Below are 24,255 nucleotides of genomic sequence, written 5' to 3' on the forward strand. Positions count from 1 at the left end.
CTCAACCGCGTCGGCCGGGGGTTCGGGGATTTAGCCGGACGCGGGAACCGTCGACGCCGCCCCGGTCTCGCGCAGGCCACCGCCCAGCGCGACATAGAGGGTGACGTCGTTTTGAAGGGCGGCGCTGCGCAGCGTCAGCAGTTGCTGCTCGGCCGAGAACAGGTTGCGCTCGGCATCCAGCACCTCGAGATAGATGGCGATGCCGTTGGTATAGCGCAGCCGTGCGGTGCGGGCGAGGCGGCGTTGCGCGTCCACCGCGCGCGTCTGCGCCTCGATCTGTTCGGCATAGCGACGCCGTGCGACCAGCGCGTCGGCCACTTCGCGGAACGCCCCCTGCACCGTGCGCTGATAGGCGGCGGTCAGTTCGTCCGCCTGCGCCCGGCTGAGCTTCAACTGCGCGTTGCGCCGTCCCCAGTCGAAGATCGGGAGCAAGGCCGCGCCCTGCACCTGATATTGCTGCGAATTGCCATCGATCAGGCTGCTCAGCGCGGGCGAGACGAAGCCCGCCAAGCCGGTCAGCGAGATGCTGGGCAGGAACGCGGCCCGCGCCGCGCCGATATTGGCGTTGGCGGCAAGCAACTGCTGCTCAGCCTGAAGCACGTCAGGCCGGTTGACCAGCAGGGCGGAGGGCAGGCCCGGCTCGATTGCTGCGAACTGGTTCTGGTCGTTCAAACGCCGCCCGGTGGGAAGCGGGGCGGTGATCGGGCCACCGACCAATACGGTCAGCAGGTTCTGCGACTGGGCGACGGTACGGCGCAGCTCGGCCAGCTGTGTCTCCGCCTGGGTCAGCAGGGCCGCCGCCTGGTCATAATCGACACTGGAGGTCACGCCAGCATCCATCCGCCGCTTTGCGATGCCCAGTCCGTCGCGGCGGCTGGTCACGGTCTGCTCGGCGAGCGCGATCTGCTCCTCGGCGGCGCGGATCTGGAGATAGGTGGCGGCGACCTGCCCCACCAGCGACAGGCGGAACGCGCGCTCCGCCTCGACCGTCGCCAGATATTGCCGCCGCTGCGCTTCCGCTAGGTTGCGCACCCGACCCCAGAAATCCAGCTCGAAGCTCGACACCCGCGCGCCCAGCGAAAACTGGTTGTAGGTGATCGAGGTCGGGTTGTCGGCGTTGCCCGCCCCCGGGATCGCGTTGCCGAAACCCAGCGAGTTGAGCGGCACGCGAGTGCGCGATGCCCCCGCCGTGGCGTCCAGCGCCGGAAGGCGCTGCGCATCCTGAATGCGATACTGGGCCCGCGCCTGCGCCACCCGCGCCACCGCCTGGGCGAGGTCGCGATTGTTGGCAAGTGCGGCGGCGATATAGGCTTTGAGCTGCTCGTCGGCGAAGAACTCCCGCCAGCCGATCTCGGCCGCTGTCCGCGTGCCGCGCACCGCTTCCGGATAGGTGGCGGAAACGGGGGCGATCGGTTGATGATATTTCGGCGCCAGATTGCAGCCCGCCAGCGCGCTGGTCAGCGCCAATGCGGCGGTCGCACGGGAAATACCCTTATGCATGGGCCGGGCCCTCCTCTTCGCGGGTTCGTGCCTCACCTTCGCGCGCTTCCTCCTCGGCATCCGCCGCCTCATGGTCGTGCTCGCGCGCCAGCCACTTCTTGGCCGCGATATAGAAGACCGGCGTGAAGAAGATGCCGAACGCGGTGGCCGCGATCATCCCGCCCATGACGCCGGTGCCGACCGCACGGCGGCTGGCTGCGCCCGCACCGCTCGCGATGAACAGAGGCACCATGCCCAGGATGAAGGCAAGGCTGGTCATCAGGATCGGGCGCAGACGCTGCCGCGCAGCTTCGACCGTCGCCTCGAAGGGAGTGCGTCCCCCTTCCTCGTCCTCAATGGCGAACTCGACGATCAGGATCGCATTCTTCGCCGCCAGACCGATGATCGTGATGAGCCCGACGTTGAAGTACACGTCCGCCGAGAAGCCCCGGAAGATGGTCATCAACACCGCGCCCAGCACGCCGAACGGGACCACCAGCAACACCGCCAACGGGATCGCCCAGCTTTCGTACAGGGCCGCCAGCAGCAGGAAGACCACGATCAGCGACAGGCCGAGCAGAAGGCCGATCTGGCCACCCGCCTGCTGCTCCTCATAGGCGGTGCCGGTCCACTCGAAGCTCATGCCCGCGGGCATCACTTCGCGCGCGATCTGTTCCATGTGCTTCAGCGCGGTGCCGGTCGACTGGCCGGGTGCGGCCATGCCCGACACGGTCAGCGACGGATAGCCGTTATACCGCTCCAGCTGCTGCGGCCCGTTCTGCCAGCGCACCTTCGTGAACGCCGAGAAGGGTACCATATTGCCCTGCGTATTGCGGACACGCAGCGCCAGCACGTCCTCAGGCGACATGCGCTGCGGAGCATCGGCCTGAAGATAGACGCGCAAGACATTGCCTTCGCGGACGAAATCGTTGGCATAGGCCGAGCCGAAAGCGATCGACAGCGTCTGGTTCACATCCGCGATCTGGAGCCCCAGCGCACGCGCCTGGATACGGTCGATATCGACATAGAGCTGCGGCGCCGGGCCCAGGCCTTCCGGACGGACGCCCATCAGCGCCTTGTCCTGTGACGCCTTGGCCAGGATCGCGCCCTGCGCCTGCTGCAAGGCGGCAGCACCCAGGCCCGAGCGGTCCTCGATCTTCATCGAGAAGCCCGTCGCGTTGCCCAGTGCCTGGATCGGCGGCGGGTCGAGCGCGAAGATGGTCGCCTCCGGGATCGACTGGACGAAGCCCATCGTCTTGCCGACCAGCGTCGTCGAGTTGTTCTCCTTGCCGGGACGATCATGCCATGGCTTCAGGTTGACGAACGAGATACCCGCCGCCTGCCCCTGGCCGAAGAAGTTGAAGCCCGCGACAGACACGATGTCGGACACCTGCGGCTGGGCATGGAGGAACTTCTCGACCTTGGTGATCGCCTCGCCCGTCCGCTCCAGCGTGGCGCCGGGCGCCGCGTCATAGGACACGAAGATATAGCCCTGATCCTCGGTCGGCAGGAAGCCGCCGGGGATGCGGGTGAACATCACGCCGGTGATGACGACGACCACGGCGAATACCGCCAGCCAGCGCACCGGCCGCGACATCATCCGCTTCACGCCGCCTGTGTATTTTTCCGTGCCTCGGCCGAACTTGTCGTTGAACCAGTTGAAGAAGCGCTGCGGCAGGCCGCGCACGCCGGGCTTGGGCTCGGGGCGGTCCTCCGTATGCGCGTCCTCGTGCTTCAGCAGCGTGGCGCACAGCGCAGGCGTCAGCGTAAGCGCAAGCACCGCCGAGAAGAAGATCGACACCGCCAGCGTCACCGAGAACTGACGGTAGATGCCGCCCGTCGAGCCCGGAAAGAACGCCATTGGGATGAACACCGCGACCAGCACCAGCGTGATGCCGATGATCGCGCCAGTAATCTGCCCCATGGCCTTCACGGTCGCGCGGCGGGGACTCAGCCCCTCTTCCGACATGATACGCTCGACATTCTCGACGACGACGATCGCGTCGTCGACCAGGATGCCGATCGCCACCACCATGCCGAACAACGACAGCGTGTTGATCGAGAAGCCGAAGGCGAGCAGGCCGATGCACGCGCCGCCCAGAGCGATCGGAACGACGATCGCGGGGATCAGCGTGGCGCGCCAGTTCTGGAGGAACAGGAACATCACCAGGAAGACGAGGATCATCGCCTCGACCAGCGTATGGATCACGCTGTCGACCGAAGCGGTGATGAACGGCGTCGTGGTGAAGGGAACGCTCCAGGTCACGTCGGCGGGGAAGCTCGACTGGAGCTGCTTCATCTTGGCCGACACCGCGTCGGCCGTCGCCAGGGCGTTTGCGCCGCTCGCCAGCTGGACGGCCAGACCGACGGTCTCCTTGCCGTTCAGGGTGAGGCGAAAGCCGTAATTGTCCTTGCCCAGCTCGACCCGCGCGACGTCGCCCAGTCGAACCGCCGAACCGTCGGGGTTCGCGCGGATGATGATCTGGCGGAACTGCTCCGGCGTGGCGAAACGGTTCTGGGTGATGATCTGCGCGGTGAACTCGGCCGTGCGGGTCAGCGGCTGCGCGCCGATCGAACCACCGGCGGTCTGGCTGTTCTGCTCCTGCACGGCGGCCAGCGCTTCGGAGGCCGACAGGTTGTACCCGGCCAGCTTCTGAGGATCGAGCCAGATGCGCATCGCATAGGGCGAACCGAACAGCTGCACATCGCCCACGCCTTCGATACGGCGCAGCTCGTTCCGGATGTTGTTCTCGGCGAAGTTGCCCATCGCGACCGGGCTGGTCTGACCCGACTTCGAGCTGAGCGTGATGACCTCCAGGAAGCCCGCCGAGCCCTCGGTCACCTGAATGCCGAGCGCGCGAACCTCCTGCGGCAGACGCGGCTCGGCGCGGCTGAGGCGATCCTGGATCTGGGTGCGCGCCACGTCCAGGTTAGTGCCGGGCTTGAAGGTGACGGTGATCTGCGCGGTGCCGTTGGAGCGGCTGGTCGACGCCATATACAGGAAGTTGTCGACGCCGTTCAGTTCCTTTTCGATGACCGCGGTCACCGAACGGTCCATCACCTCGGCATCGGCGCCGTTATAGGTGACCGCCAGGTTAAGCGCGGGCGGCGCGACCGAGGGGTAGTTCTCGATCGGCAGCAGGCGCAGCGAAATCACCCCGAACAAGGCGATGAAGAGCGCGATCACCCAGGCGAATACCGGGTGATAGACGAAAAAGCGGTTCATGATGCTCTACTCCGGCGATCAGCGGGCCGCTGCGGGCTGTTGACCCGGCTGACCCTGCGCCTGCGCGCCACCGGGCTGCCCCGGTTGCTCGATCCGGACCTTCTGGCCGGGTTGAACTTTCTGCCAGCCCTCGGTGATGACCTTCTCGCCGGGCTTCAGCCCCGACAGGATCACCCAGTTGCTGCCGACCTGTCCGCCCAGCGTTACCGGACGCGCCTGGACCGTGCCCGATCCGTCGACGACCATCACGGAGGCCGCCTGATTGCTCAACTGCACCGCACGCTGCGGCACCGATATGCCGTTGCGGATCGTCCCGGCGTTGACATGCGCCCGGACGAACTGGCCGGGCAGCAGGGCCCGGGTCGGATTGGGGAAGCGGGCACGCAGCTGCTGGCTGCCCGTCGTCGGGTCGACGGTCTGCCCGGCAAAGTCGAGCTGCCCGGTCGGGCCATAGTCGGACCCGTCCTCCAGCGTCAGGCGGACGGTGATATGCGAGAGGTCGGGCAGCGCCAGACCGCCTGAACGGGCCTGTTGGATCAATTCGCTCAGCGCGGCGCTCGACTGGGTGAAGACCGCATAGATCGGCGACATCTGGTCGACCTGGGTCAATGGCGTCGCCTGGGTCGCGCTGACCAGCGCGCCCTCCGTCACCTGCGCACGCCCCACCCGGCCCGCGATCGGCGCGCGCACGATGGTATAGCTCAGCTGCAGCTGGGCGCGCGACAGGGCGGCGCGCGCATCGGCGACGCTGGCATCGGCCTGACGCAGCGTGGCCTGGGCCGCATCGAATTCCTGGGCGCTAACCGCCCGTTCGGACACCAGCGGCTGATACCGGCGCACGATCGACGCCGCATTGACCCGCGCCGCCTCCGCCCGGGCCAGCGCGGCCTGGGCCTGCTGCACCTGTGCACGGTAATCGCGCTGGTCGATACGGAACAGCGGCTGTCCTTCGGCGACGTCGGTGCCTTCGCGGTACAGCCGCGCCTCGACGATGCCGTCGGTTCGCGCACGCACTTCGGCCGTGCGGATCGCCTCGATACGACCCGGCAGCTCGATGATGTTTGGCACCGCGGCGGACTGGACGGTGATCGCGGTGACGAGGGGCGGTGGCGGAGCAGCCTGTTGCTGCTGCGACGCTTCCTGCCCGCACGCCGCCAGCGCCAATGCCATCGCAAGCGACGACCCCAGGACGGTAAATTTGGACACGCCGTGAAACTCCCTGAAGCAGATGACGTTTAAGTCATTCGAACCCCCTGTACCCCGCACCTGCAAAAAAGCAACGGGCAGGTGTAATTAAATTTGACCAATCTGGTGGGAGGACGCAAAGGGGGATCATGACTGTTACCAAACGGACTGCCGGACGCCCGACCCGCGAGCAGGCGCAGCATATCGACGACATCATTCTTTCCGGTGCGCGAGAGGCGTTCTGTAGCCGCGGGATCGAAGGCACCTCGATGGAGGAAATCGCCTTATCCGTGGGGGTTAGCAAGCATACCATCTATCGGCGCTACACCGGCAAGATGGCGTTGCTGGACGCCGTGGTGACGCGCGACCTCGACCGGCTGAACCGGGCGATGCTGGAAGACAATAGCGGGTCCAATCCGTTGGAGCGATTGAAGAATTCGGCGCGCCGGTTCTTCTTTTTTTGTGTAGAGCCCGATTCGGTCAGATTCCTCGCCTTTCTGACATCGGAGGCTATTTTCTCCGAGGAACTGCGCGACCGATTCGCGACCTGGGATCGAGTCATGGCCGATCCGATCATCGCCTGTATCGAGGCGTCGCAGGATGAAGGCCTGTTGAGGCGGGACGATACCGCATTGGCGCTGTTCAGCCTGCTGGCCGACATGATCGATGGCCCCAGCCGCCGGATGCAGTTCAATCTGCCCGACCCCTTCAACGGAATGACGCCGGATCAGTTTTTCGAGCATCGCTGGTCCGTCTTCCTGAAGGTCGCGACGGCCGGTTGACCGCACTCGGTCGATCTCCATCGGGAACGCAGCGATGAGAGCGGGCGTTGGCGGGCCATGTCCGACGATCTGCTGATCTTCCGCCCCGATGATGTCGACCTTTCCCGTTCGCCGCTTCGACGCGGCGTTTCCGAGCCGACCTATGTGCTCGGCGCCTTCAATCCGGGCATGACCCGGCTCGCGAATGGCAACATCCTGCTGATGGTCCGGGTGGCCGAAGCGTTGAGCGAACCCATCGAGGGCGATCATGTCCGCGCGATCCGCTGGACTGCGCAAGGCTATGTCCTAGACAGCTATCCCTTGTCGGCGGTCGATATGACCGACCCGCGCCAATTCGCCATTCGCGGCAGCGCCCACCGCATATTGGCGCTGACCTCCCTGTCCTGGTTGTTGCCCGTCGAACTTTCGGCCGATGGTTCGGCGATCGTAGCGATCCATTACGACAAGGCCATCGAACCGGCAGCGACGTGGCAGGATTATGGGGTCGAGGACGCCCGGATCAGCCGGGTGGGCGACCGATGGTATATGACGACCTGTTCCGTCTCGGCCGAGCGGCATTCGACGACGCTGCATATTTCCGACAACGGCCTCGACTATCGGCTCGCCGGGATCATCCTCGACCATCAGAACAAGGATATGCTGTTCTTCGAGGGGCTGGTCGGCGACCGCTTCATGGCACTGACCCGGCCGCTGGGCGAGGTCTATTTCGCCTATCCCGACGAAAGCCCGTTCGTCGGTGGCCCATCGATCAATTTCGCCACCTCGCCCGACGGGCATCACTGGAAGCCCCTGGAGGCGCCTGGCATTCGCGCGCGCAAGGACTCCGTATCGGCGATGAAGGTGGGGGGTGGCACGCCGCCGATCCTGACAGAGCGTGGGTGGCTGACGCTCTATCACGGCGTAGAGCGGCGCGATTCCGTCGGCATCTATCGCAGCTTCTGGGCACTGTTCGACAAGGACGACCCGACCCGCATCCTGCACCTCGCCGATGATCGGCCTATCCTGGAGGCCGCACCCGACCTGACCGCCTCGATCGCGCACCAGATGTATCTGCCGACGCCGGTCGTGTTTTCGACGGGCATGATCGATATGGGCGACCATTATCTGGTGGCGAGCGGCGAGGCCGATCTCGCCTGCCGCATGACCCGCCTTTCCAAGGGCTTGTTCGCATGACCAAGCGCCCCTGGTGGCAATCGGCCGTCCTCTACCAGATCTACCCCTGGTCGTTTCAGGACAGTGATGGCGATGGCATCGGCGACCTTCGCGGTATCGAGAACCGCCTGGACTATCTGGTCGATCTGGGCGTCGACGCGATCTGGCTTTCGCCGATATTTCCGTCACCTATGGCGGACTTCGGCTATGACGTGGCGGATTATTGCGGGATCGACCGGCGGTTCGGCACGCTGGCGGATTTCGACTCGCTGCTTGCCTCGGCACACGCGCGTGGTCTGAAACTGCTGCTCGACTTCGTGCCCAATCACAGCTCGGACCAGCATCCCTGGTTCGTCGAGAGCCGGTCGAGCCGCGACAACCCGAAGCGCGACTGGTATATCTGGCGCGACGCGGCTCCCGGCGGTGGCCCGCCGAACAACTGGATCAGCGACTTTGGCGGCCCGGCCTGGACCTGGGATGCCGCGACCGGCCGATATTACTACCACGCCTTCTTGAAGGAACAGCCCGACCTGAACTGGCGCAATCCCGAATTGCGCGCGGCGATGCTCGACGTGCTGCGCTTCTGGTTCGCGCGCGGGGTCGATGGATTTCGGATCGACGTGCTGTGGCACATCGTCAAACATGCGGACTTTCCGGACAATCCGATCAATCCCGATTGGGACCCGGCGACCGGCGAGATGAACCAGGTGTTCCAGCTACACTCCACCGATCAGCCCGAGGTACATGACATCGCCGCCGACATGCGCGCCATCGCCGATGCCTTTGGCCGAGAGGGCGACGACCGGGTCCTCATCGGGGAAATCTATCTGCCGGTCGAACGGCTGATGCGCTATTACGGTCGGCATGGTGAGGGGGTCCACCTGCCCTTCAACTTTCAGCTGATCGACGCGCCCTGGGATGCCCGGCATCTGGCCCGGATGATCGCAGACTATGAGGCTGCTTTGCCCCCCGGCGGCTGGCCCAATTGGGTGCTGGGCAATCATGATCGCCCACGCAGCGCGACCAAACGCGGTTCGGCGCAGGCGCGCGTGGCGGCGATGCTGCTCTTGACGCTGCGCGGCACCCCGACGCTCTATTATGGCGACGAGCTGGGCATGGAGAATGGCGACATTCCCCCTGACCGGGTTCGCGATCCGCGTGAACTGCGTGAGCCGGGGCTGGGACTGGGCCGTGATCCGGTTCGCACGCCGATGGCCTGGGACGACAGCCCCCATGGCGGCTTCACCACCGGCGAGCCTTGGCTGCCGCTCGGTGCCGGTTGGCAGAAACGCAATGTCGCGGGCGAACTGGCCGACCCCGCGTCCATGTTGTCGTTCCACCGCGCATTGCTGGCGATCCGGCGGACGAGTCCAGCGCTGACCACCGGGTCGATACGACTGATCGAGACGGAGGGAGCCGTCCTCGCCTATGAGCGTAAGGAAGATGGCGAGCGCATGGTCATCGCACTCAACCTGAGCGACACTCCGGTCCCCGTCGACCTGCCGCACGGAACGCCGCTTCTCTCCACGCTGGGCGGCCTTCCCGCTCGTGCCCCTTCCCTATTGCGCCCCGATGAAGGGCTGATCCTGAAAGTCGATACGCCCGCATGAAGATCGCAATGATTGCCCCTATCGCGTGGCGCACCCCGCCGCGCGCCTATGGTCCCTGGGAGTTGGTGACGAGCCTCCTTACCGAAGCGTTGGTCGCGCGCGGCGTGGATGTCACCCTGTTCGCGACGCAGGACAGCATCACCGCCGCCACGCTGGCGGGGCCAGTGCCCGCCCCCTATTCCGAAGACCCATCGATCGATGCCAAGGTCTGGGAGATGCGCCATCTGGCCGCCGTTTTCGAGAGATCGGGCGAGTTCGACCTGATCCACAACCAGGCCGATTTCCCTGCTCATGCCTTTGCCGGACTGGTCGAAACGCCGATGGTCACCACGATCCACGGCTTTTCTTCCGAACGGATCGTGCCGATGTATGAACCCTATCAGGATCGGGTCCATTATGTCGCGATCTCCGACGCCGACCGGCACCCCGGGCTGCGCTACGCCGACACGATTCACCACGGTATTCCGATCGAGGATTTCCCCTTTGATCCAATGGGTAGCGACGACCTCCTCTTCTTCGGTCGCATCCACCCGGACAAGGGCGCGGCCGAGGCGGTCGCCGTCGCGCAAGCGACTGGCCGCCGCCTGGTCATGGCAGGCATCGTACAGGATCAGGGCTATTGGGAGCGCAAGGTTCGCCCCCATGTCGACGATGAGCGCATCATCTATCGCGGGCCGGTCGGCGGCGCGGATCGCACTGCGGCACTGGGCCGTGCCAAGGCGCTGCTCCACCTCATCAACTTCGACGAACCGTTCGGGCTCTCGGTGGTCGAGGCGATGGCCTGTGGCACGCCGGTTATTGCGATCCGACGCGGATCGATGCCGGAACTGATCGAGGACGGGGTCAACGGCTTCCTGGTGGATACCGTCGAACAGGCGATCGACGCCGTTCACCGGATCAGTGAGATCGACCGGGCAGCCTGCCGCAAAGTCGCCGCCGAGCGCTTCTCGGTCGACCGCATGGCCGACCGCTATCTCCAGCTCTATCGCTCGATCCTGGGTTGATCGCGCTGCGCCAGCGCGACGGCGTCGATCCGGTGGAGCATCGTCACGAACGCTTCCAGTTCGTCCGGCGAGAACCCCGCGAACAGCTGCGCCTCCAGCTCTAGCGCCTTGGGCGCGACATCGGCGTAAAGTTCACGCCCCGCATCGGTCAGCACCAGCAGGTGTGAGCGCCGGTCGCCGTCATGCGCCGTTCGCCCGAGCAGCCCGCGCCCGACCATCGCGATGGCGGCACGGGATACAGTGACCTTGTCCATCCGGCTGCGCTCGCACACCGCCGACTGGGCGACCGCGCCCTCCTCCGCCACGATCGCGATCAGCCGCCATTCGGGGATGGTGAGCCCGAACAGCTGCTGATAGGCGCTGGCGATATGATCGCTGACCAGATTGGACGTGATCGACAGGCGATAGGGAAGAAAGCCGTCCAGCCGCAATTCGTGAGATCGTAACATTTGACACCAATTCCCCGTTCTGCGATCTAGTAACGGAAGATACTGGATCAGGAGTTGGACGTCATGGCAACCACCCCGAACAATCCGCTGGGCCTGGACGGCTTCGCTTTTTGTGAATTCACGACGCCCGAGCCCGAAACGCTGGCCCGGCAGTTCGACATGATGGGCTTCGTGCCCACCCATCGGCACCCGGAAAAGGCGATCACCCGGTACAAGCAGGGGCGCATCACCCTGCTCCTGAACGCCGAGACGACGGGCCAGGCCGCCGACTTCCGCGCCAAGCACGGTCCCTCGGCCAGCGGCATGGGCTTCTACGTCGCCGATCCGGCGGAGACGTTCGATCATGCGATCAAGGGCGGCGCCACGGCGGTCGACACCGCGCGCGGTTGCCTGACCCCGGATGCCAAGGCGATCGAGGGGATCGGCGGCAGCTATCTCTATCTCGTGAAGGCGGGCGAGGACCTGTTCGCCGACTGGACCGAGATTGCCGGCTGGCAGCAGGCGGAGGCGGAGAATAATGTCGGCCTCGACCTGCTCGACCACCTGACCCACAATGTCCGCCGCGGCGAAATGCGGACCTGGTCGGGCTTCTATTCCAAGCTGTTCGGCTTCGAAGAGCAGAAGTATTTCGACATCAAGGGCAAGGCGACTGGCCTGTTCAGCCAGGCGATGATCGCCCCCGACAAGGCGATCCGCATCCCGCTGAACGAGAGCCAGGACGAGAAGAGCCAGATCGAGGAGTTCATCCGCGAATATAATGGCGAAGGCATCCAGCATCTCGCGCTGACCACCGACAATATCTACGAGACGGTCGAGAAGCTGCGCGCGCGCGGCGTCCGGCTGCAGGACACGATCGAGACCTATTACGAGCTGGTCGACAAGCGCGTGCCAAACCATGGCGAGGACCTGGAGCGGCTGCGCAAGAACCGCATCCTGATCGACGGCAATGTCGGTGAGGAGGGCATCCTGCTCCAGATCTTCACCGAGAACATGGTCGGCCCGATCTTCTTCGAGATCATCCAGCGCAAGGGCAATGAAGGCTTCGGCAACGGCAATTTCCAGGCGTTGTTCGAGAGCATCGAGCTGGATCAGATCCGGCGCGGCGTGATTACCGTCGACGCCTGACTGCTACGGCCAAAACCCATTCCTCCCCTGTAAGGGGAGGGGGACCATGCGCAGCATGGTGGAGGGGTGTCCCCCTCTCGATAGCGGGACACCCCTCCGTCAGCGCTACGCGCTGCCACCTCCCCTGCCAGGGGAGGAAGAGGGGGCGAAAAGAGGTGAGGACCATGAACGAGGCAACAAATCCGAGCTACATCCCCGGCTTCGGCAACCACGTCGCGACCGAGGCGGTTGCCGGTGCCCTCCCCATCGGCCGCAACTCGCCGCAGCGCCCGGCTTTTGGCCTTTACGCGGAGCAGCTCTCCGGCACCGCCTTCACCGCGCCGCGCCATGAGAACCGGCGCTCCTGGCTCTACCGCCTGCGCCCGACCGCCGAGCATCCCCCCTACGAGCCCTATACCGGCGCGGCCCGTTTTGCCCCTGGCACCAGCGGCGCCCCCCTGCCCCCCAATCGCCTGCGCTGGGACCCCGCACCGATGACGCCGCCGGGAACCGACTGGATCGACGGGATGACGACGATGCTCGCCAACCGCGATCCGGCCGACCTGGAGGGCGTGGCGGTCCATGTCTATGCCTGTAATCGCAGCATGGAACGGGTGTTCGTCGATGCGGACGGGGAGCTGGTCTTCCTGCCGCAATCCGGCCGCCTCACCATCCTAACCGAGCTGGGCCGGATCGACATCGCACCGGGCCAGATCGCGCTAGTGCCACGCGGGGTGCGGTTCCGGGTCGAGCTGCCCGATGGCGAAGCCGCCGGCTATGTCGCGGAAAATCATGGCAGCCTCTTCCGCCTGCCCGACCTCGGCCCCATAGGTGCCAATGGGCTGGGCAATCCGCGCGATTTCGAGACGCCGGTCGCGTGGTTCGAGGACCGCGACGAACCCACTCAGGTCGTCCAGAAGTTCCTCGGCTCGCTCTGGACGATGACGCTCGACCACAGCCCGCTTGACGTCGTCGCCTGGCACGGCAATCTCGCGCCGTGGCGTTATGATCTGTCGCATTTCAACACGATCAACACGGTCAGCTTCGACCATCCCGATCCGTCGATTTTCACCCTGCTGACCTCGCCCAGCGACGTGCCGGGCCGGGCGAACGCCGACCTCGTCCTGTTCCCGCCCCGCTGGATGGTGGCGGAGGACACGTTCCGGCCGCCCTGGTTCCACCGCAACGTCATGTCGGAGGCGATGGGCCTTATCACCGGCGCATACGACGCCAAGGCGGAGGGCTTCCGCCCTGGCGGGCTATCGCTGCACAATCTGATGGCTGGACACGGCCCCGACCTCGCCAGCTGGCAGGGGGCGAGCAACGCCGATCTCAAGCCGCACCGGATCGAGGGCACCATGGCGTTCATGGTGGAGAGCTGCTGGCCCTATCGCCCGACGGTGCATGCGCTATCCCACGCGCAGCTCGATTACGATGCGGTGTGGAAGGACTTTCCCAAGGCCAAATTGCCATGAGCCTGACGCTCCACGGCTATTGGCGGTCGAGTGCGGCCTATCGCGTGCGGCTTGCCCTGGCGCTGAAAGGCTTATCCTATGACAGCGTCGTGCACGACCTGCGCACCGGCGCACAGCGTGCGCCCGACTATCGTACGCTCCAGCCACAGGGGCTGGTGCCGGTGCTGGACGGTCCCGATGGCCCGCTGATCCAGAGCCCCGCCATCCTCGAATGGCTGGAGGAGCGCTATCCCAATCCCCCATTGCTGCCCGCCGAGGCCGCCGGCCGCGCCGTGGTACGGGCCATGGCCGCAATCGTGGCATGCGACATCCACCCGATCAACAACCTGCGCGTCCTGACCATGCTGCGTCAGGACATGGAGGCGGACGATGTCGCGATCGGCCGCTGGATCGGGCATTGGGTCAGGGAGGGCTTTGCCGCACTGGAAACGCTGATCGAACGGCATGGCGCGGGCTATGCCTATGGCGATACCCCGACCCTCGCCGACTGTCATATCCTGCCGCAGGTCTATAATGCGGAGCGTTTCCAGGTCGACCTTTCCGCCTTTCCCCGGCTGGTCGCGGCCGCCACACGGCTTCGCGACCGCACGCCCGAGGCGGCTCCCGAAATGCAGGCCGACGCGGCATGAGCGACGAACGCCTGACCGCCACGCCCGCCGGGATCACGCTCGGCCCGCTCGATGCCATAGCGGACGGCGCAGCGCGAAACTTCGTGCTTCAGATGCGGGCGGGCCGGTTCCACGGCTTCGTCGTCCGGCGCGGCGAGGCGGTTCACGGCTATGTCGACCGCTGCCCGCACATGGGGCTGCCGCTGGCCCAGCAGCTCGACGCCTATCTCACACCCAATGGGGACCAGATAGCCTGCTCCTGGCACGGTGCGATCTTCGACGTGGCGGACGGCCAGTGCCTGGGCGGCCCATGCATGGGACAGCGGCTGACACCCTGGCCGGTCACGGTGAGCGGCGGGGCGATCGTCACGGCCTGACGGCCGTCACCTCCGCATGGGCGATGGATTCCAGCCGCCCGATAAGTCGCGGCTCCAGCCCCAGGTCGATTCCCGCCTTCTCCTGCTCGCCCAGCCGCCGTACGTCGAACCCGGTGATTTTCCCGAAGACGACCAACGCCTCGAGATAATAGCCCGCCGCACTGGCGTGATACTGGTCCCAGGTCCACAGGTCGACCTGACCGAAAGCGGTCCCGTCATAGGGGTTGGGGTCCGCGACCCGTTCCGCCCAGGCGCGGTTCCACGCCTGCCCGACCGGGATAGTGCCCGAGATTTCGGGGTAGCGCCGAACGGCATAGGCGTTGGCCGCTGCCAGATCGTCCGCCATCGCGGCGATCGGCCTGCCTCGCCACGGACTGGCCGTGCGATAGGTAAGGTCCGCGCGGCTCCATGTGGACACCAGTTCCACGCGGACGCGCGGATTGGCCCGCCGCAGCATCGCGGTCAGCAGCCCGGCCGCCTCTGCATGACGGGTCGGGTCGCCCGGCCGCTGGGCATCGAGTGTGCTATAGCCTTGCAGGACGACCACGTCCCAGCGCCGGTCGATCTCCTTGCGCTTCTGTTCGTAATGATAGGCGAGGTCTCGACCGCCTGCCGTTTCCAGGCTGACCTGCCAGTCCTGCCCCGCCTCCTCGGCAAAGGTCTTGAAGAGCGCAGGCACGCCGCCAATGCCTTCACGATTGAGATCGCGGACGAGATCGGGGCGATAGCGCATGACCGGGGAATGCGCGCCGAAGGTGAAGCTGTTGCCGACGAAGAGGATCGACTCGGCCGCGACCGGCGTCGCCACCATCGATGCCAATGCCGTCAGGCTCCACCATTGAAAACGCCCGATCATGCCCGTTCCCCTGTTCCTTATCACCGCCCCCTTTGACGGAAGCCTCCACCCTTTCGCAACCCGTCTGTTGATTACCTTAGCCATATACCCTATACCCCTATGCATTATGGCTCATGTGACGACCAGCAAGGAAAAGATCATCGCACGCGTTCGGCGAATCGCGGGGCAGGTTGCCGCGATCGAACGCTCCGTCACGGCCGACGCCGACTGCGCGGAGACGCTGCACCTCGTCGCCGCAGTGCGTGGTGCGGTGGCGGGTCTGATGGACGAGCTCGTCGAGGATCATCTGCACGCCCATGTCGCGGCGCCCGGCCTGTCGGACGAGGAACGCACCGCCGCCGCCACCGAGCTTGCCAAGCTGCTCCGCCGCCATTTCCGTTGAAGATCGCCGACGAAGGACGTTTCGCCGTGAACACGCACAGCCACGACTATCTGGGCCACGCCCATGACGAGAATGCGCGCCGCACCCGACTGGTCGTGTGGTTGTCGACGGGCATGATGGTCGGTGAGATCGTAGCGGGCTATCTCACCGGATCGATGGCGCTGCTTGCCGATGGCGTCCACATGGCGACCCATGTCGGGGCGCTGGGGATCGCGGCCATCGCCTATTCCTATGCCAAACGCCATGTCGCCAACCCCCGCTACAGCTGGGGCACGGGCAAGGTCGGCGAACTGGCCGGGTTCGGATCGGCGATGGTGCTGGGGCTGGTGTCGCTCGGCATCGCATACGAGTCGATCATGCGGCTCGCCGATCCGCACGCGGTCGCGTTCGGCGACGCGATTTTCGTCGCGGTGCTGGGCCTGCTGGTGAACGTCGCCAGCGCCTGGTTGCTCGGGCACGGGCATAGTCACGGGCACGATCACGGGCATAGCCATGGGCACGGACACAGCCATGGGCATGGGCACGATCACCTCGACCATTCGCATGATCGCTATGGTGGCGACACCAATATGCGGGCGGCCTATATCCATGTCCTGGCCGATGCCTTGACCTCGGTGATGGCCATTCTGGCGCTGGTCGCGGGGCGCTATCTGGGCTGGGTCTGGCTCGACCCGGCGGTCGGCCTGCTCGGTGCGGCGGTGATCGCCAACTGGTCGGTGGGCCTGATGCGCCAGGCTTCGACCGTCCTGCTCGATGCCGCCGATCCCAAGCTCGCCGGTCAGGTTCGCGAGCGGGTGGAGGCCCCCGGCGACCTGCGCATCCACGACTTTCATATCTGGCGCATCGGCCCGACCGCGCACGCCGTGGTGCTGTCGGTCGAAGGGGTGGACACCGTGCTGACCAGCGCCGCCATCCACCAGCGGCTCAACGGCATGGCCGCGCTCGGCCACGTCACCATCGAGATTCGCTAACCCTTTATTCCGTAGGGAGTGCTAAAGAGCGCAGGATGAAAGCGCTGCAACTTCTAGCCGGAGCGATCCTCTTGGCTGCGGCGGGCGGCGGCGTGCTGCTGGCCCGCCACGCCTATCGGGACGCCGCGCCCTATGCGGTTCGCCCAGTGCCGCGTCCCGCCGCTCCGACGCCGCCGGTTCCGAAGTCCTCGCCCTCCCCGACACCGGCCCCCTTCACCGTCCGCCGCATCCTGGACATCAAAGGACCGCTGAAGCATGGCGACTTCGTATGGGACGAAAGCGGCGCACCCACCGGGCCGATCGTCATCACCGTCGATCTGGCCGCGCAAGTCGTCTCCATCTTCCGCGACGGCTATGAGATCGGGACGGCTGCGATCATCTACGGCGCGGACAATATGCCGACCCCGCTGGGCGTCTTTCCTATCCTTCAGAAGGATGCGGATCACGTCTCCAACCTCTACGACGCGCCGATGCCCTATATGCTGCGGCTGACCAACGACGGCGTAGCCATTCATGCCAGCGATGTGCGGTATGGAAACGCGACCCATGGCTGTATTGGCGTGCCCAAGGGTTTTGCCAAGAAATTGTTCGCCGCGACCCATTTGGGAGATCGGGTGATCGTGACCAACGGCAAGACCATGGCGCTCGGCCAGTCGATCATCAGCTGAACGGCGGCCCAAGAAATTTGCCGCGAACCGCTTGCCAAATTCCCATGGCTTGAATAGGCAGCGTCGCATCGCGGGTGTAGCTCAATGGTAGAGCAGCAGCTTCCCAAGCTGAATACGAGGGTTCGATTCCCTTCACCCGCTCCATCGCATCGCCGATGATCGCGTCGTCTCAGACGCCGTAATATTCCCGGTACCAGGCGACAAAACGCTTCAGCCCCTCGGCCAGTTGGACCTGTGGCGCATAGCCGGTCAGCGCGTTCAGTTTCGACACATCGGCATAGGTCGCGGTGACGTCGCCCGGCTGCATCGGCTTCATGATCTTGATCGCGTCGCGGCCCAGCGTCCGCTCCAGCGTGGAGATCATGTCCATCAGCCCGACCGGCTGACTGTCGCCGATGTTCAGGATGCGGTGGCCGCCCTGTTCCGGCGGATGATCGAGCGCACCGATGATGCCGTCGACGATATCGTCGATATAGGTGAAGTCGCGCGCCATCCGGCCCTGCCCGAAAATCTCGATCGGCTCACCGCCCAGGATTTTCCGGGTGAACGAGAAATAGGCCATGTCCGGCCGCCCCCAGGGGCCATAGACAGTAAAGAATCGCAGCCCCGTCTGCGCAAAGCCGTATAGCGTCGCATAGGACTGGCTCATCAACTCGCACGCCCGCTTGGTGGCGGCATAGAGAGAGACCGGCGAGACCGAGGGTTCGTCTTCGCTGAACCCCTGCCCCCCCATCGGCTTGTCGCCATAAACCGAACTGGACGAGGCATAGACGAGGTGGACGAAGCCCGGCTGGTGGCGACAGGCCTCCAGCACCGCCAGATGCCCGCCGACATTGGAACGCTCATAGGCGAAGGGATGGTCGATGCTGTGCCGCACGCCCGCCTGTGCCGCGAGATGGATCACGCGGGTCGCGCCATGCTCGCGCAGGACCGCCGCGACGGCTGGCGCATCTGCCACGTCCATCATGCGGAAGGCAAATCCGGGCATGCGCTCCAGGCCGGCCAGCCTCGCCCGCTTCAGCGCCGGGTCGTAATAGTCGTTGAGATTGTCGATCCCGATGACCGTCTCGCCGCGTGCGAGCAAACGATGCGCGGTGGCGTGACCGATAAAGCCCGCCGTGCCGGTGACCAGAATAGGGGCGGACATGGCCTCAGCGCCCCGCAGGCGTACTGCAGCGAGCGAACCGTACTGCGCCAGTCACCACAATCCGCATCCAGAACCACTCCGTCTCACCGTCCGCGCAAGGCAAGCTCATCTGCCCCGCCGTTACGCGCTTAGTCCGTCAGTCTTGAAAAAGTACGAAAATGCAAGCTGGTCGGAGGATCAGATGCCGCCGGCGATCACATCCCGACCATCGGCTTGCAGCGCGTCCGTCAGGTCTTTGAGACAGGCGTCGACGCGCTCGGCATCGGGGCTGCGGACCACGAAGTTCGCACCGGTGCGGCCTTCGCGAAAGAAAGGATAGCTGCCGATCGCCACGCCCTCATGCGACTTTTCGGCCTGGCGCAGCAACTCTGCGACTTCGCTTTCGCCGACCCAGCAACCGATCGTACCCGACACCACCGGGCGGCCACCTTCGAGGGTGCCGGTCAGCGCATCGAGCATACCGGCGGTGATGTGCGGCACCCCGGCCATGATGAAAACGTTGCCGACCCGAATGCCCGGCGCGCCGGATACGCGATTGGGGATCAGGGTCGCCCCCTCCGGCGTCCGCGCCATCCGGGCCCGCGCGGCAGTGACCCCGCCGCGCGCCGTATAATAATCCTCGAGGATCGCGCGCGCTTCGGGATGCTCGATCACCGGCACGCCCAGCGCCTCGGCGATCGCGTCGACGGTGATATCGTCATGCGTCGGCCCGATCCCGCCGGTGGTGAACAGATAGTCGTTGCGCACGCGCAGCGTATTGACCGCCTCGACGATAGCCGCGGTTCGGTCGGCGACCACACGCACTTCGGCTAGTCGGATTCCCTGCACATTCAACCATGTGGCAAGCTGGGCGATGTTGCGGTCCTGCGTCCGGCCCGAGAGGATTTCATCACCGATGACGATCAATGCGGCGGTCCAGATACGCTCGGGTGAGGTCGCTATTTCCATGCGCCCGACATAGCCTCGCAAAAGCGGCCACGCCACGCTATATCGCCGCCATGACCGATTATGTGACCGTTTCCGCCGACGCGCCCCAGGGACGAACCGGCGCGATCAAGCTCTGGGGCCGCGAGGCGTTCGACGGCATGCACAAGGCGGGCCGCCTCGCGGCCGAAACGCTGGACATGCTGGTGCCGCACATGGTGCCGGGCGTCACCACGGCGGAGATCGACCGGCTGATCCACCAGTTCATCCTGGAGCGTGGCGGCGTGCCTGCGACCCTGGGCTATCGCGGTTACACCCACTCGACCTGCATCTCGATCAACCATGTCGTCTGCCACGGCATTCCGTCCGAAAAGACGTTGAAGTCGGGCGATATCGTCAATGTCGACGTGACCCCGATCGTCGATGGCTGGCACGGCGACACCAGCCGGATGTACCTGATCGGCGACGTGCCGCTAAAGGCGCGCAAGCTGGTCGAAGTCACCTATGAATGCCTGATGCTGGGTATCGAGCAGGCCAGGCCCGGCAATCACATGGGTGACGTGGCCCATGCCATCCAGCGTCATGCCGAGAAGCATCGTTACGGTGTCGTCCGCGATTTTTGCGGCCATGGACTGGGCCTGCTGTTCCATGACGCCCCCGAAGTCGTCCATGTCGGCCGCCCCGGCACCGGGCCCGAATTGAAACCCGGCATGATCTTCACCATCGAGCCGATGATCAATATCGGGCGCCCCGATGTGAAGCTCCTCGACGATGGCTGGACCGCGGTGACGCGCGACCGCTCGCTGTCGGCCCAGTTCGAGCATTCGATCGGTATCACTGAAGAGGGCTGCGAAATCTTCACGCTTAGCCCGGCGGGCTACACCCAACCGCCCTATAGCTGAGCCGATGCTGCTGGGCGCGATCAGGGTTGCGGCACGCGACCGCGCCCGGCTGGCCGAGGTGATCGCGACCACCTCGCGCTTCGGGTTGGACGTGTTGCTGGCCCGGCTCGGGCTTGATCCGGCGCGGCGCGATCCGGATGCCCTGCCCTTCGACCTGCCCGCCCGCACCCGGCAGGCGATGGAGGCGCTGGGGCCGGTCTGGGTCAAGCTCGGTCAGATCCTGGCGACGCGCGCCGATCTGTTGCCGCCCGAATGGATCGCCGAGTTCGAACGGCTCCATAGTGCCGCGCCGCGCCTGCCGTTTGCCGACCTTCGCGAACAGGTGGAAGCGGCGCTGGGCGAGCCGCCGGAAACGGCTTTCGCCCGGTTCGATTCCGAACCGCTCGCCGCCGCTTCGATCGCTCAGGTCCACCGGGCGGCTCTGGCAGACGGGACCGAGGTGGTCCTGAAGGTCCGCCGCCCCGGCATCCGCCCGGTGATGGAGGCGGATCTCCGCCTGCTGGCGCAGCTCGCCGCGATGGTCGAGGCCACCAATGCCGAGGCCCGGCGCTACGGCGCGGTGCGCATGGTGCGCGAACTGGGGCGCGATATCCTTGAAGAGCTCGACTTCAGCAATGAAGGCCGCAACGCCGATCGCCTGCGTGAGGATTTCGCGGGCGACGCGCGGGTGGTCGTGCCGACGATCCACTGGGCACACACGTCCGAGACGCTGCTGGTGATGGACTTCGTCGAAGGCGTGCCGCCCCGCAACGCCGCAACCCTGCGGCACGCGGGAATCGATCCGGCCGCCATTGCTTCGGCGGGCGCGGACATCGTCTTGGACATGACGCTCATCAACGGGCGCTTCCATGGGGATCCCCATCCGGGCAATTTGCTCTGCCTGCCCGGTAATCGCATCGCGATGCTGGACCTGGGTCTGATCGGCCATGTTTCCCCACGGCGGCGCGAGGAGGTCATCGCCTTTACCCAGTCCATCGCGAACAGTGATCCGGCCCTCCTGGCGGAAACACTCAGGAACTGGTCGCAAACCGATGATATTCCACCCGAACGGTTCCAGAGCGTCGCCGACCGTCTGGTCACGCGGCATGGCGGCGGGGCGCTGCGGCTGGCCGCGATCCTCGGCGATATCTTCCCGGTACTCCGGGAGGAACGCATCGTCCTGCAGCCCGACATGCTGCTGCTGTTCAAGGCGCTCATCACCATCGACGGCGTCCTGAGCGGCATCCAGCCCGACTTCGACCTGTCGGCCGCGCTCCGTCGGGCCAGTAGGCGAATCGTCGAGGCACGGCTCGCCCCCGAACGCTGGACCAGACGCGCCGTCGCGCTGGCGCTGGAACTCGACCGGCTCGGCGACGACCTTCCCCGCCTGATCCGCGCCACCACGCGCAAGCTGGAGAGCGAACAGGCCGTCGTTTCGACGGACGGCATCGAAGCCGCGATCCGCACCGGCGCAGGCTGGATCGCCGGAGCGCTGGCTCTGTCGGGCCTCGCCATCGCGGTCGCGATGCATTTCGGGTAGCATCTTCCCCAACAGCGATAGTGACGAACCCGCGACACCGCGTTAAAGGCGCGGGCCATGACCGAGATCACGCCCCAGATCGTCGCCGACCACGGCCTGTCCGAAGAAGAATATCAGCGCGTGCTGACCGCGCTGGGCCGCGAGCCGAACCTCGTCGAGCTTGGCATCTTCTCGGTGATGTGGTCGGAGCATTGCAGCTACAAGTCGAGCCGCATCCACCTCAAGAAGCTGCCGACCGAAGGCCCCCAGGTGATCTGCGGTCCCGGCGAGAATGCGGGCGTCATCGACATCGGCGACGGCCAGGCCGCCATCTTCAAGATGGAGAGCCACAACCACCCTTCGTACATCGAACCCTATCAGGGTGCGGCGACGGGTGTCGGCGGCATCCTGCGCGACGTGTTCACCATGGGCGCGCGGCCGGTCGCGAACCTGAACGCGCTCCGCTTCGGGCGGCCCGATCACCCCAAGATGCGCCACCTGATCTCGGGCGTGGTGCATGGCATCGGCGGTTACGGCAATTGCGTCGGCGTACCGACCGTGGGCGGCGAGGTGAACTTCCACCCGGCCTATGACGGCAACATCCTGGTCAATGCGATGACCGTGGGCGTCGCGGACCAGGACAAGATCTTCTACTCGGCGGCCAGCGGCGTCGGCAATCCGATCGTCTATGTCGGCTCCAAGACCGGCCGCGACGGCATCCACGGCGCGACCATGGCCTCGGCCGATTTCGGCGAGGATGCAGAGGCCAAGCGCCCGACCGTGCAGGTCGGCGACCCCTTCACCGAAAAGCTGCTAATCGAGGCGTGCCTCGAACTCATGGCCTCGGACGCGATCGTCGCGATCCAGGACATGGGCGCGGCGGGCCTGACATCCTCGTCGGTCGAGATGGCGTCCAAGGGCGGCGTCGGCATCGAACTTAACATGGACGACGTGCCCCAGCGCGAAGAGGGCATGACCGCCTATGAGATGATGCTGTCGGAAAGCCAGGAGCGGATGCTCATGGTGCTGAAGCCCGGACGCGAGGATTTCGCCGAAGCCATCTTCCGCAAGTGGGAACTCGACTTCGCCGTCATCGGCCATGTCACTGAGACCGGGCGCATGGTCCTGCGCCACAAGGGCGAAGTGGTGTGCGACATCCCGCTGGCGCCGCTGGCCGACGACGCACCGCTCTACGACCGTCCGCATGTCCCGACCGAAGTTCCGACCGCGATCACCTCGCCCGGTTGTCAGGACCCGGCGGCGGATCTTCTGAAGCTGATGGGCTCGCCCGATATCGCCTCGCGCCGGTGGATCTGGGAGCAGTATGACCACATGGTCGGCGGCGACACGGTGCAGCGCCCCGGTGGCGACGCCGCCGTGGTCCGCGTCCATGGCACGCAAAAGGGGCTCGCCATGAGCACCGACTGCACCCCGCGCTATTGCTATGCCGATCCGGTGACCGGCGGCATGCAGGCGGTGGTCGAGACGTGGCGCAACATTACCGCGGTCGGCGCCAAGCCGCTCGCCATCACCAACTGCCTCAACTTCGCCAACCCGCAGCGGCCGGAGATCATGGGGCAGATCGTCGGCTGCCTCGACGGCATGAGCCAGGCCTGCCGTGCGCTGGATTACCCGATCGTGTCGGGCAACGTCTCGCTCTACAACGAGTCGAAGGCGACCGGCGGCGGCTCGGCGATCCTGCCGACCCCGGCGATCGGTGGCGTCGGCCTCATGACGGACTGGTCCAAGTCGGCGACGATCGCCTTCAAGGGCACGGGCGACGTCATCGTCCTGATCGGCACGCCGAAGGGCGAGATCGGCCAGTCGCTGTGGCTGCGCGAAGTTCACGGCCTCGAAGGCCGGGACGCTGGCCCGCCACCGTCGATCGATCTGGATGCCGAGCGTCGCACCGGCGATCTCGTCCGCGAGGCGATCACCGCCGGACACCTTACTGCCGTTCACGACGTGTCGGACGGCGGCATCGCGGTCACGATCGCGGAGATGGCGCTCGCTGGCAATATCGGCGCGTTGATCCAGTTCCCGGAAAGCGGCGAGGCCTGCCGCCAGCTTTTCGCCGAGGACCAGGGCCTGTACATCGCCACGGTCGAGGATACCGCGCTGATGGACTTCCTGGCGAACGCGCATCAGGCGGGCGTCGAGGTCGAGCGGATCGGCCGCACCGCGGGCACGCGCCTAATCTTTGAGCGCGAGGACGGCGATTTCGTCGTGGCGCTCGATGATCTGCGTCGCGCGCATGAGGGCTTCTTCCCTGCGCTGATGGGGGTGGACGCCGCCCTCGCCTAAATCCACACCGGAGCCTCGGCCGTGTGCCGGGGCTCCGCGTGGTGGTGGCAGGTCGCATGGTCGATCCTCTCAACCGAGAAGATTAACGGCGGCAGCGCGTGCGATAGCCTGTGTGCGCCGAAGGCTATCTTAACCGCCACTCACAAAAGTCG

Annotated in this window: 21 protein-coding genes and 1 tRNA gene; 15 read left to right on the forward strand and 7 right to left on the reverse strand. The window is 65.7% G+C overall.

The genetic code is table 11. The annotated features are described in order from the left end of the window. Positions 1 to 30: 30 nt before the first annotated feature. Genes AC1GI4_RS02500 through AC1GI4_RS02510 form a run of 3 tightly spaced genes read right to left on the reverse strand, consistent with a single transcriptional unit; the run spans position 31 to position 5,911 of the window. Positions 31 to 1,500 (reverse strand): efflux transporter outer membrane subunit, encoded by a 1,470-nt coding sequence (locus AC1GI4_RS02500; RefSeq protein ID WP_433910666.1) that lies wholly within the window; start codon positions 1,498 to 1,500, stop codon positions 31 to 33. Further along, positions 1,493 to 4,705, reverse strand: coding sequence for a multidrug efflux RND transporter permease subunit (locus AC1GI4_RS02505; protein ID WP_433910667.1), 3,213 nt, complete (start codon positions 4,703 to 4,705; stop codon positions 1,493 to 1,495). Before AC1GI4_RS02505 ends, AC1GI4_RS02500 begins: the two co-directional genes overlap by 8 nt. A gap of 18 nt (positions 4,706 to 4,723) precedes the next feature. Further along, positions 4,724 to 5,911, reverse strand: coding sequence for an efflux RND transporter periplasmic adaptor subunit (locus tag AC1GI4_RS02510; protein WP_294270341.1), 1,188 nt, complete (start codon positions 5,909 to 5,911; stop codon positions 4,724 to 4,726). A gap of 128 nt (positions 5,912 to 6,039) precedes the next feature. On the opposite strand from AC1GI4_RS02510, the gene AC1GI4_RS02515 reads away from it, so the two are divergent. The 4 genes from AC1GI4_RS02515 to AC1GI4_RS02530 are packed head-to-tail and all read left to right on the forward strand — an operon-like array spanning position 6,040 to position 10,438. Continuing rightward, entirely contained in the window at positions 6,040 to 6,672 is a 633-nt protein-coding gene (locus tag AC1GI4_RS02515; RefSeq protein ID WP_294270344.1) for a TetR/AcrR family transcriptional regulator, read from the forward strand. Between the two features lie 57 nt (positions 6,673 to 6,729). Next, positions 6,730 to 7,845, forward strand: a complete 1,116-nt coding sequence (locus AC1GI4_RS02520) for a glycoside hydrolase family 130 protein (protein ID WP_479628416.1) — start codon at positions 6,730 to 6,732, stop codon at positions 7,843 to 7,845. Further along, the gene (locus AC1GI4_RS02525; RefSeq protein WP_479628417.1) at positions 7,842 to 9,434 is read left to right on the forward strand and encodes an alpha-amylase family glycosyl hydrolase; all 1,593 of its coding nucleotides are present in this window, start codon (positions 7,842 to 7,844) and stop codon (positions 9,432 to 9,434) included. Before AC1GI4_RS02520 ends, AC1GI4_RS02525 begins: the two co-directional genes overlap by 4 nt. Continuing rightward, positions 9,431 to 10,438, forward strand: coding sequence for a glycosyltransferase family 4 protein (locus tag AC1GI4_RS02530; protein ID WP_479628418.1), 1,008 nt, complete (start codon positions 9,431 to 9,433; stop codon positions 10,436 to 10,438). Before AC1GI4_RS02525 ends, AC1GI4_RS02530 begins: the two co-directional genes overlap by 4 nt. Here AC1GI4_RS02530 and AC1GI4_RS02535 read toward each other — a convergent pair. Next, positions 10,417 to 10,887, reverse strand: coding sequence for a MarR family winged helix-turn-helix transcriptional regulator (locus AC1GI4_RS02535; RefSeq protein ID WP_294270354.1), 471 nt, complete (start codon positions 10,885 to 10,887; stop codon positions 10,417 to 10,419). The two genes, AC1GI4_RS02530 and AC1GI4_RS02535, sit on opposite strands and share 22 nt — an antisense overlap. A gap of 63 nt (positions 10,888 to 10,950) precedes the next feature. On the opposite strand from AC1GI4_RS02535, the gene hppD reads away from it, so the two are divergent. From hppD to AC1GI4_RS02555, 4 genes are all read left to right on the forward strand, one after another. Further along, positions 10,951 to 12,012 carry a 4-hydroxyphenylpyruvate dioxygenase gene (gene hppD / locus AC1GI4_RS02540; RefSeq protein ID WP_479628419.1) on the forward strand — a complete coding sequence of 354 codons (1,062 nt, stop codon included), beginning with the start codon at positions 10,951 to 10,953 and terminating at the stop codon, positions 12,010 to 12,012. 164 nt (positions 12,013 to 12,176) lie between these two features. Further along, positions 12,177 to 13,466, forward strand: coding sequence for a homogentisate 1,2-dioxygenase (gene hmgA, locus AC1GI4_RS02545; protein WP_479628420.1), 1,290 nt, complete (start codon positions 12,177 to 12,179; stop codon positions 13,464 to 13,466). Further along, positions 13,463 to 14,095 carry a maleylacetoacetate isomerase gene (maiA, locus tag AC1GI4_RS02550; RefSeq protein ID WP_479628421.1) on the forward strand — a complete coding sequence of 211 codons (633 nt, stop codon included), beginning with the start codon at positions 13,463 to 13,465 and terminating at the stop codon, positions 14,093 to 14,095. The genes hmgA and maiA overlap by 4 nt, the downstream gene beginning before the upstream one ends. Further along, positions 14,092 to 14,451 (forward strand): Rieske (2Fe-2S) protein, encoded by a 360-nt coding sequence (locus AC1GI4_RS02555; protein WP_479628422.1) that lies wholly within the window; start codon positions 14,092 to 14,094, stop codon positions 14,449 to 14,451. The genes maiA and AC1GI4_RS02555 overlap by 4 nt, the downstream gene beginning before the upstream one ends. On the opposite strand, the gene AC1GI4_RS02560 is transcribed toward AC1GI4_RS02555, so the two are convergent. Further along, complete coding sequence (locus AC1GI4_RS02560; RefSeq protein ID WP_479628423.1) at positions 14,441 to 15,307, reverse strand: PEP-CTERM sorting domain-containing protein; 867 nt, start codon at positions 15,305 to 15,307, stop codon at positions 14,441 to 14,443. The genes AC1GI4_RS02555 and AC1GI4_RS02560 overlap by 11 nt on opposite strands. 106 nt (positions 15,308 to 15,413) lie before the next feature. Here AC1GI4_RS02560 and AC1GI4_RS02565 point away from each other — a divergent pair, with 106 nt between their 5' ends. The 4 genes from AC1GI4_RS02565 to AC1GI4_RS02580 all read left to right on the forward strand — a co-directional run bounded on the left by AC1GI4_RS02565 (position 15,414) and on the right by AC1GI4_RS02580 (position 17,472). After that, on the forward strand, positions 15,414 to 15,689 hold the full coding sequence (locus AC1GI4_RS02565; RefSeq protein WP_294270373.1) for a metal/formaldehyde-sensitive transcriptional repressor: 276 nt from the start codon (positions 15,414 to 15,416) through the stop codon (positions 15,687 to 15,689). Between the two features lie 2 nt (positions 15,690 to 15,691). Beyond that, complete coding sequence (gene dmeF / locus AC1GI4_RS02570) at positions 15,692 to 16,660, forward strand: CDF family Co(II)/Ni(II) efflux transporter DmeF (protein ID WP_479630334.1); 969 nt, start codon at positions 15,692 to 15,694, stop codon at positions 16,658 to 16,660. Between the two features lie 35 nt (positions 16,661 to 16,695). Further along, a complete protein-coding gene (locus AC1GI4_RS02575) occupies positions 16,696 to 17,328 on the forward strand; it encodes a L,D-transpeptidase family protein (protein WP_479628424.1) in 633 nt (210 codons plus the stop codon). Between the two features lie 70 nt (positions 17,329 to 17,398). Continuing rightward, positions 17,399 to 17,472 (forward strand) — tRNA-Gly (locus AC1GI4_RS02580). Between the two features lie 25 nt (positions 17,473 to 17,497). Here the strand turns inward: AC1GI4_RS02580 and AC1GI4_RS02585 are convergent. Both AC1GI4_RS02585 and AC1GI4_RS02590 read right to left on the reverse strand, forming a co-directional pair. Continuing rightward, entirely contained in the window at positions 17,498 to 18,475 is a 978-nt protein-coding gene (locus AC1GI4_RS02585; RefSeq protein ID WP_479628425.1) for an NAD-dependent epimerase/dehydratase family protein, read from the reverse strand. A gap of 177 nt (positions 18,476 to 18,652) precedes the next feature. Next, entirely contained in the window at positions 18,653 to 19,423 is a 771-nt protein-coding gene (locus tag AC1GI4_RS02590) for a competence/damage-inducible protein A (RefSeq protein WP_479628426.1), read from the reverse strand. A gap of 50 nt (positions 19,424 to 19,473) precedes the next feature. Here AC1GI4_RS02590 and map point away from each other — a divergent pair, with 50 nt between their 5' ends. Genes map through purL form a run of 3 tightly spaced genes read left to right on the forward strand, consistent with a single transcriptional unit; the run spans position 19,474 to position 24,103 of the window. Further along, complete coding sequence (gene map / locus AC1GI4_RS02595) at positions 19,474 to 20,301, forward strand: type I methionyl aminopeptidase (RefSeq protein ID WP_294270387.1); 828 nt, start codon at positions 19,474 to 19,476, stop codon at positions 20,299 to 20,301. A gap of 4 nt (positions 20,302 to 20,305) precedes the next feature. Beyond that, positions 20,306 to 21,820 (forward strand): ABC1 kinase family protein, encoded by a 1,515-nt coding sequence (locus tag AC1GI4_RS02600; RefSeq protein WP_479628427.1) that lies wholly within the window; start codon positions 20,306 to 20,308, stop codon positions 21,818 to 21,820. Between the two features lie 57 nt (positions 21,821 to 21,877). After that, positions 21,878 to 24,103 carry a phosphoribosylformylglycinamidine synthase subunit PurL gene (gene purL / locus AC1GI4_RS02605; protein WP_479628428.1) on the forward strand — a complete coding sequence of 742 codons (2,226 nt, stop codon included), beginning with the start codon at positions 21,878 to 21,880 and terminating at the stop codon, positions 24,101 to 24,103. Positions 24,104 to 24,255 lie beyond the last annotated feature (152 nt).

Source organism: Sphingomonas sp. 77B, assembly GCF_056497825.1.

Excerpts from the sequence above, each read along its gene's own strand:
- AC1GI4_RS02600 (WP_479628427.1), top strand. The coding sequence starts at position 20,306 with ATGCTGCTGGGCGCGATCAGGGTTGCGGCACGCGACCGCGCCCGGCTG.
- AC1GI4_RS02555 (WP_479628422.1), top strand. The coding sequence starts at position 14,092 with ATGAGCGACGAACGCCTGACCGCCACGCCCGCCGGGATCACGCTCGGC.
- AC1GI4_RS02515 (WP_294270344.1), top strand. The coding sequence starts at position 6,040 with ATGACTGTTACCAAACGGACTGCCGGACGCCCGACCCGCGAGCAGGCG.
- AC1GI4_RS02590 (WP_479628426.1), bottom strand. The coding sequence starts at position 19,423 with ATGGAAATAGCGACCTCACCCGAGCGTATCTGGACCGCCGCATTGATC.
- maiA (WP_479628421.1), top strand. The coding sequence starts at position 13,463 with ATGAGCCTGACGCTCCACGGCTATTGGCGGTCGAGTGCGGCCTATCGC.
- AC1GI4_RS02565 (WP_294270373.1), top strand. The coding sequence starts at position 15,414 with ATGGCTCATGTGACGACCAGCAAGGAAAAGATCATCGCACGCGTTCGG.
- AC1GI4_RS02535 (WP_294270354.1), bottom strand. The coding sequence starts at position 10,887 with ATGTTACGATCTCACGAATTGCGGCTGGACGGCTTTCTTCCCTATCGC.
- AC1GI4_RS02575 (WP_479628424.1), top strand. The coding sequence starts at position 16,696 with ATGAAAGCGCTGCAACTTCTAGCCGGAGCGATCCTCTTGGCTGCGGCG.
- AC1GI4_RS02560 (WP_479628423.1), bottom strand. The coding sequence starts at position 15,307 with ATGATCGGGCGTTTTCAATGGTGGAGCCTGACGGCATTGGCATCGATG.
- AC1GI4_RS02525 (WP_479628417.1), top strand. The coding sequence starts at position 7,842 with ATGACCAAGCGCCCCTGGTGGCAATCGGCCGTCCTCTACCAGATCTAC.
- AC1GI4_RS02520 (WP_479628416.1), top strand. The coding sequence starts at position 6,730 with ATGTCCGACGATCTGCTGATCTTCCGCCCCGATGATGTCGACCTTTCC.
- hmgA (WP_479628420.1), top strand. The coding sequence starts at position 12,177 with ATGAACGAGGCAACAAATCCGAGCTACATCCCCGGCTTCGGCAACCAC.
- AC1GI4_RS02585 (WP_479628425.1), bottom strand. The coding sequence starts at position 18,475 with ATGTCCGCCCCTATTCTGGTCACCGGCACGGCGGGCTTTATCGGTCAC.
- AC1GI4_RS02505 (WP_433910667.1), bottom strand. The coding sequence starts at position 4,705 with ATGAACCGCTTTTTCGTCTATCACCCGGTATTCGCCTGGGTGATCGCG.
- map (WP_294270387.1), top strand. The coding sequence starts at position 19,474 with ATGACCGATTATGTGACCGTTTCCGCCGACGCGCCCCAGGGACGAACC.
- hppD (WP_479628419.1), top strand. The coding sequence starts at position 10,951 with ATGGCAACCACCCCGAACAATCCGCTGGGCCTGGACGGCTTCGCTTTT.
- AC1GI4_RS02500 (WP_433910666.1), bottom strand. The coding sequence starts at position 1,500 with ATGCATAAGGGTATTTCCCGTGCGACCGCCGCATTGGCGCTGACCAGC.
- purL (WP_479628428.1), top strand. The coding sequence starts at position 21,878 with ATGACCGAGATCACGCCCCAGATCGTCGCCGACCACGGCCTGTCCGAA.
- AC1GI4_RS02530 (WP_479628418.1), top strand. The coding sequence starts at position 9,431 with ATGAAGATCGCAATGATTGCCCCTATCGCGTGGCGCACCCCGCCGCGC.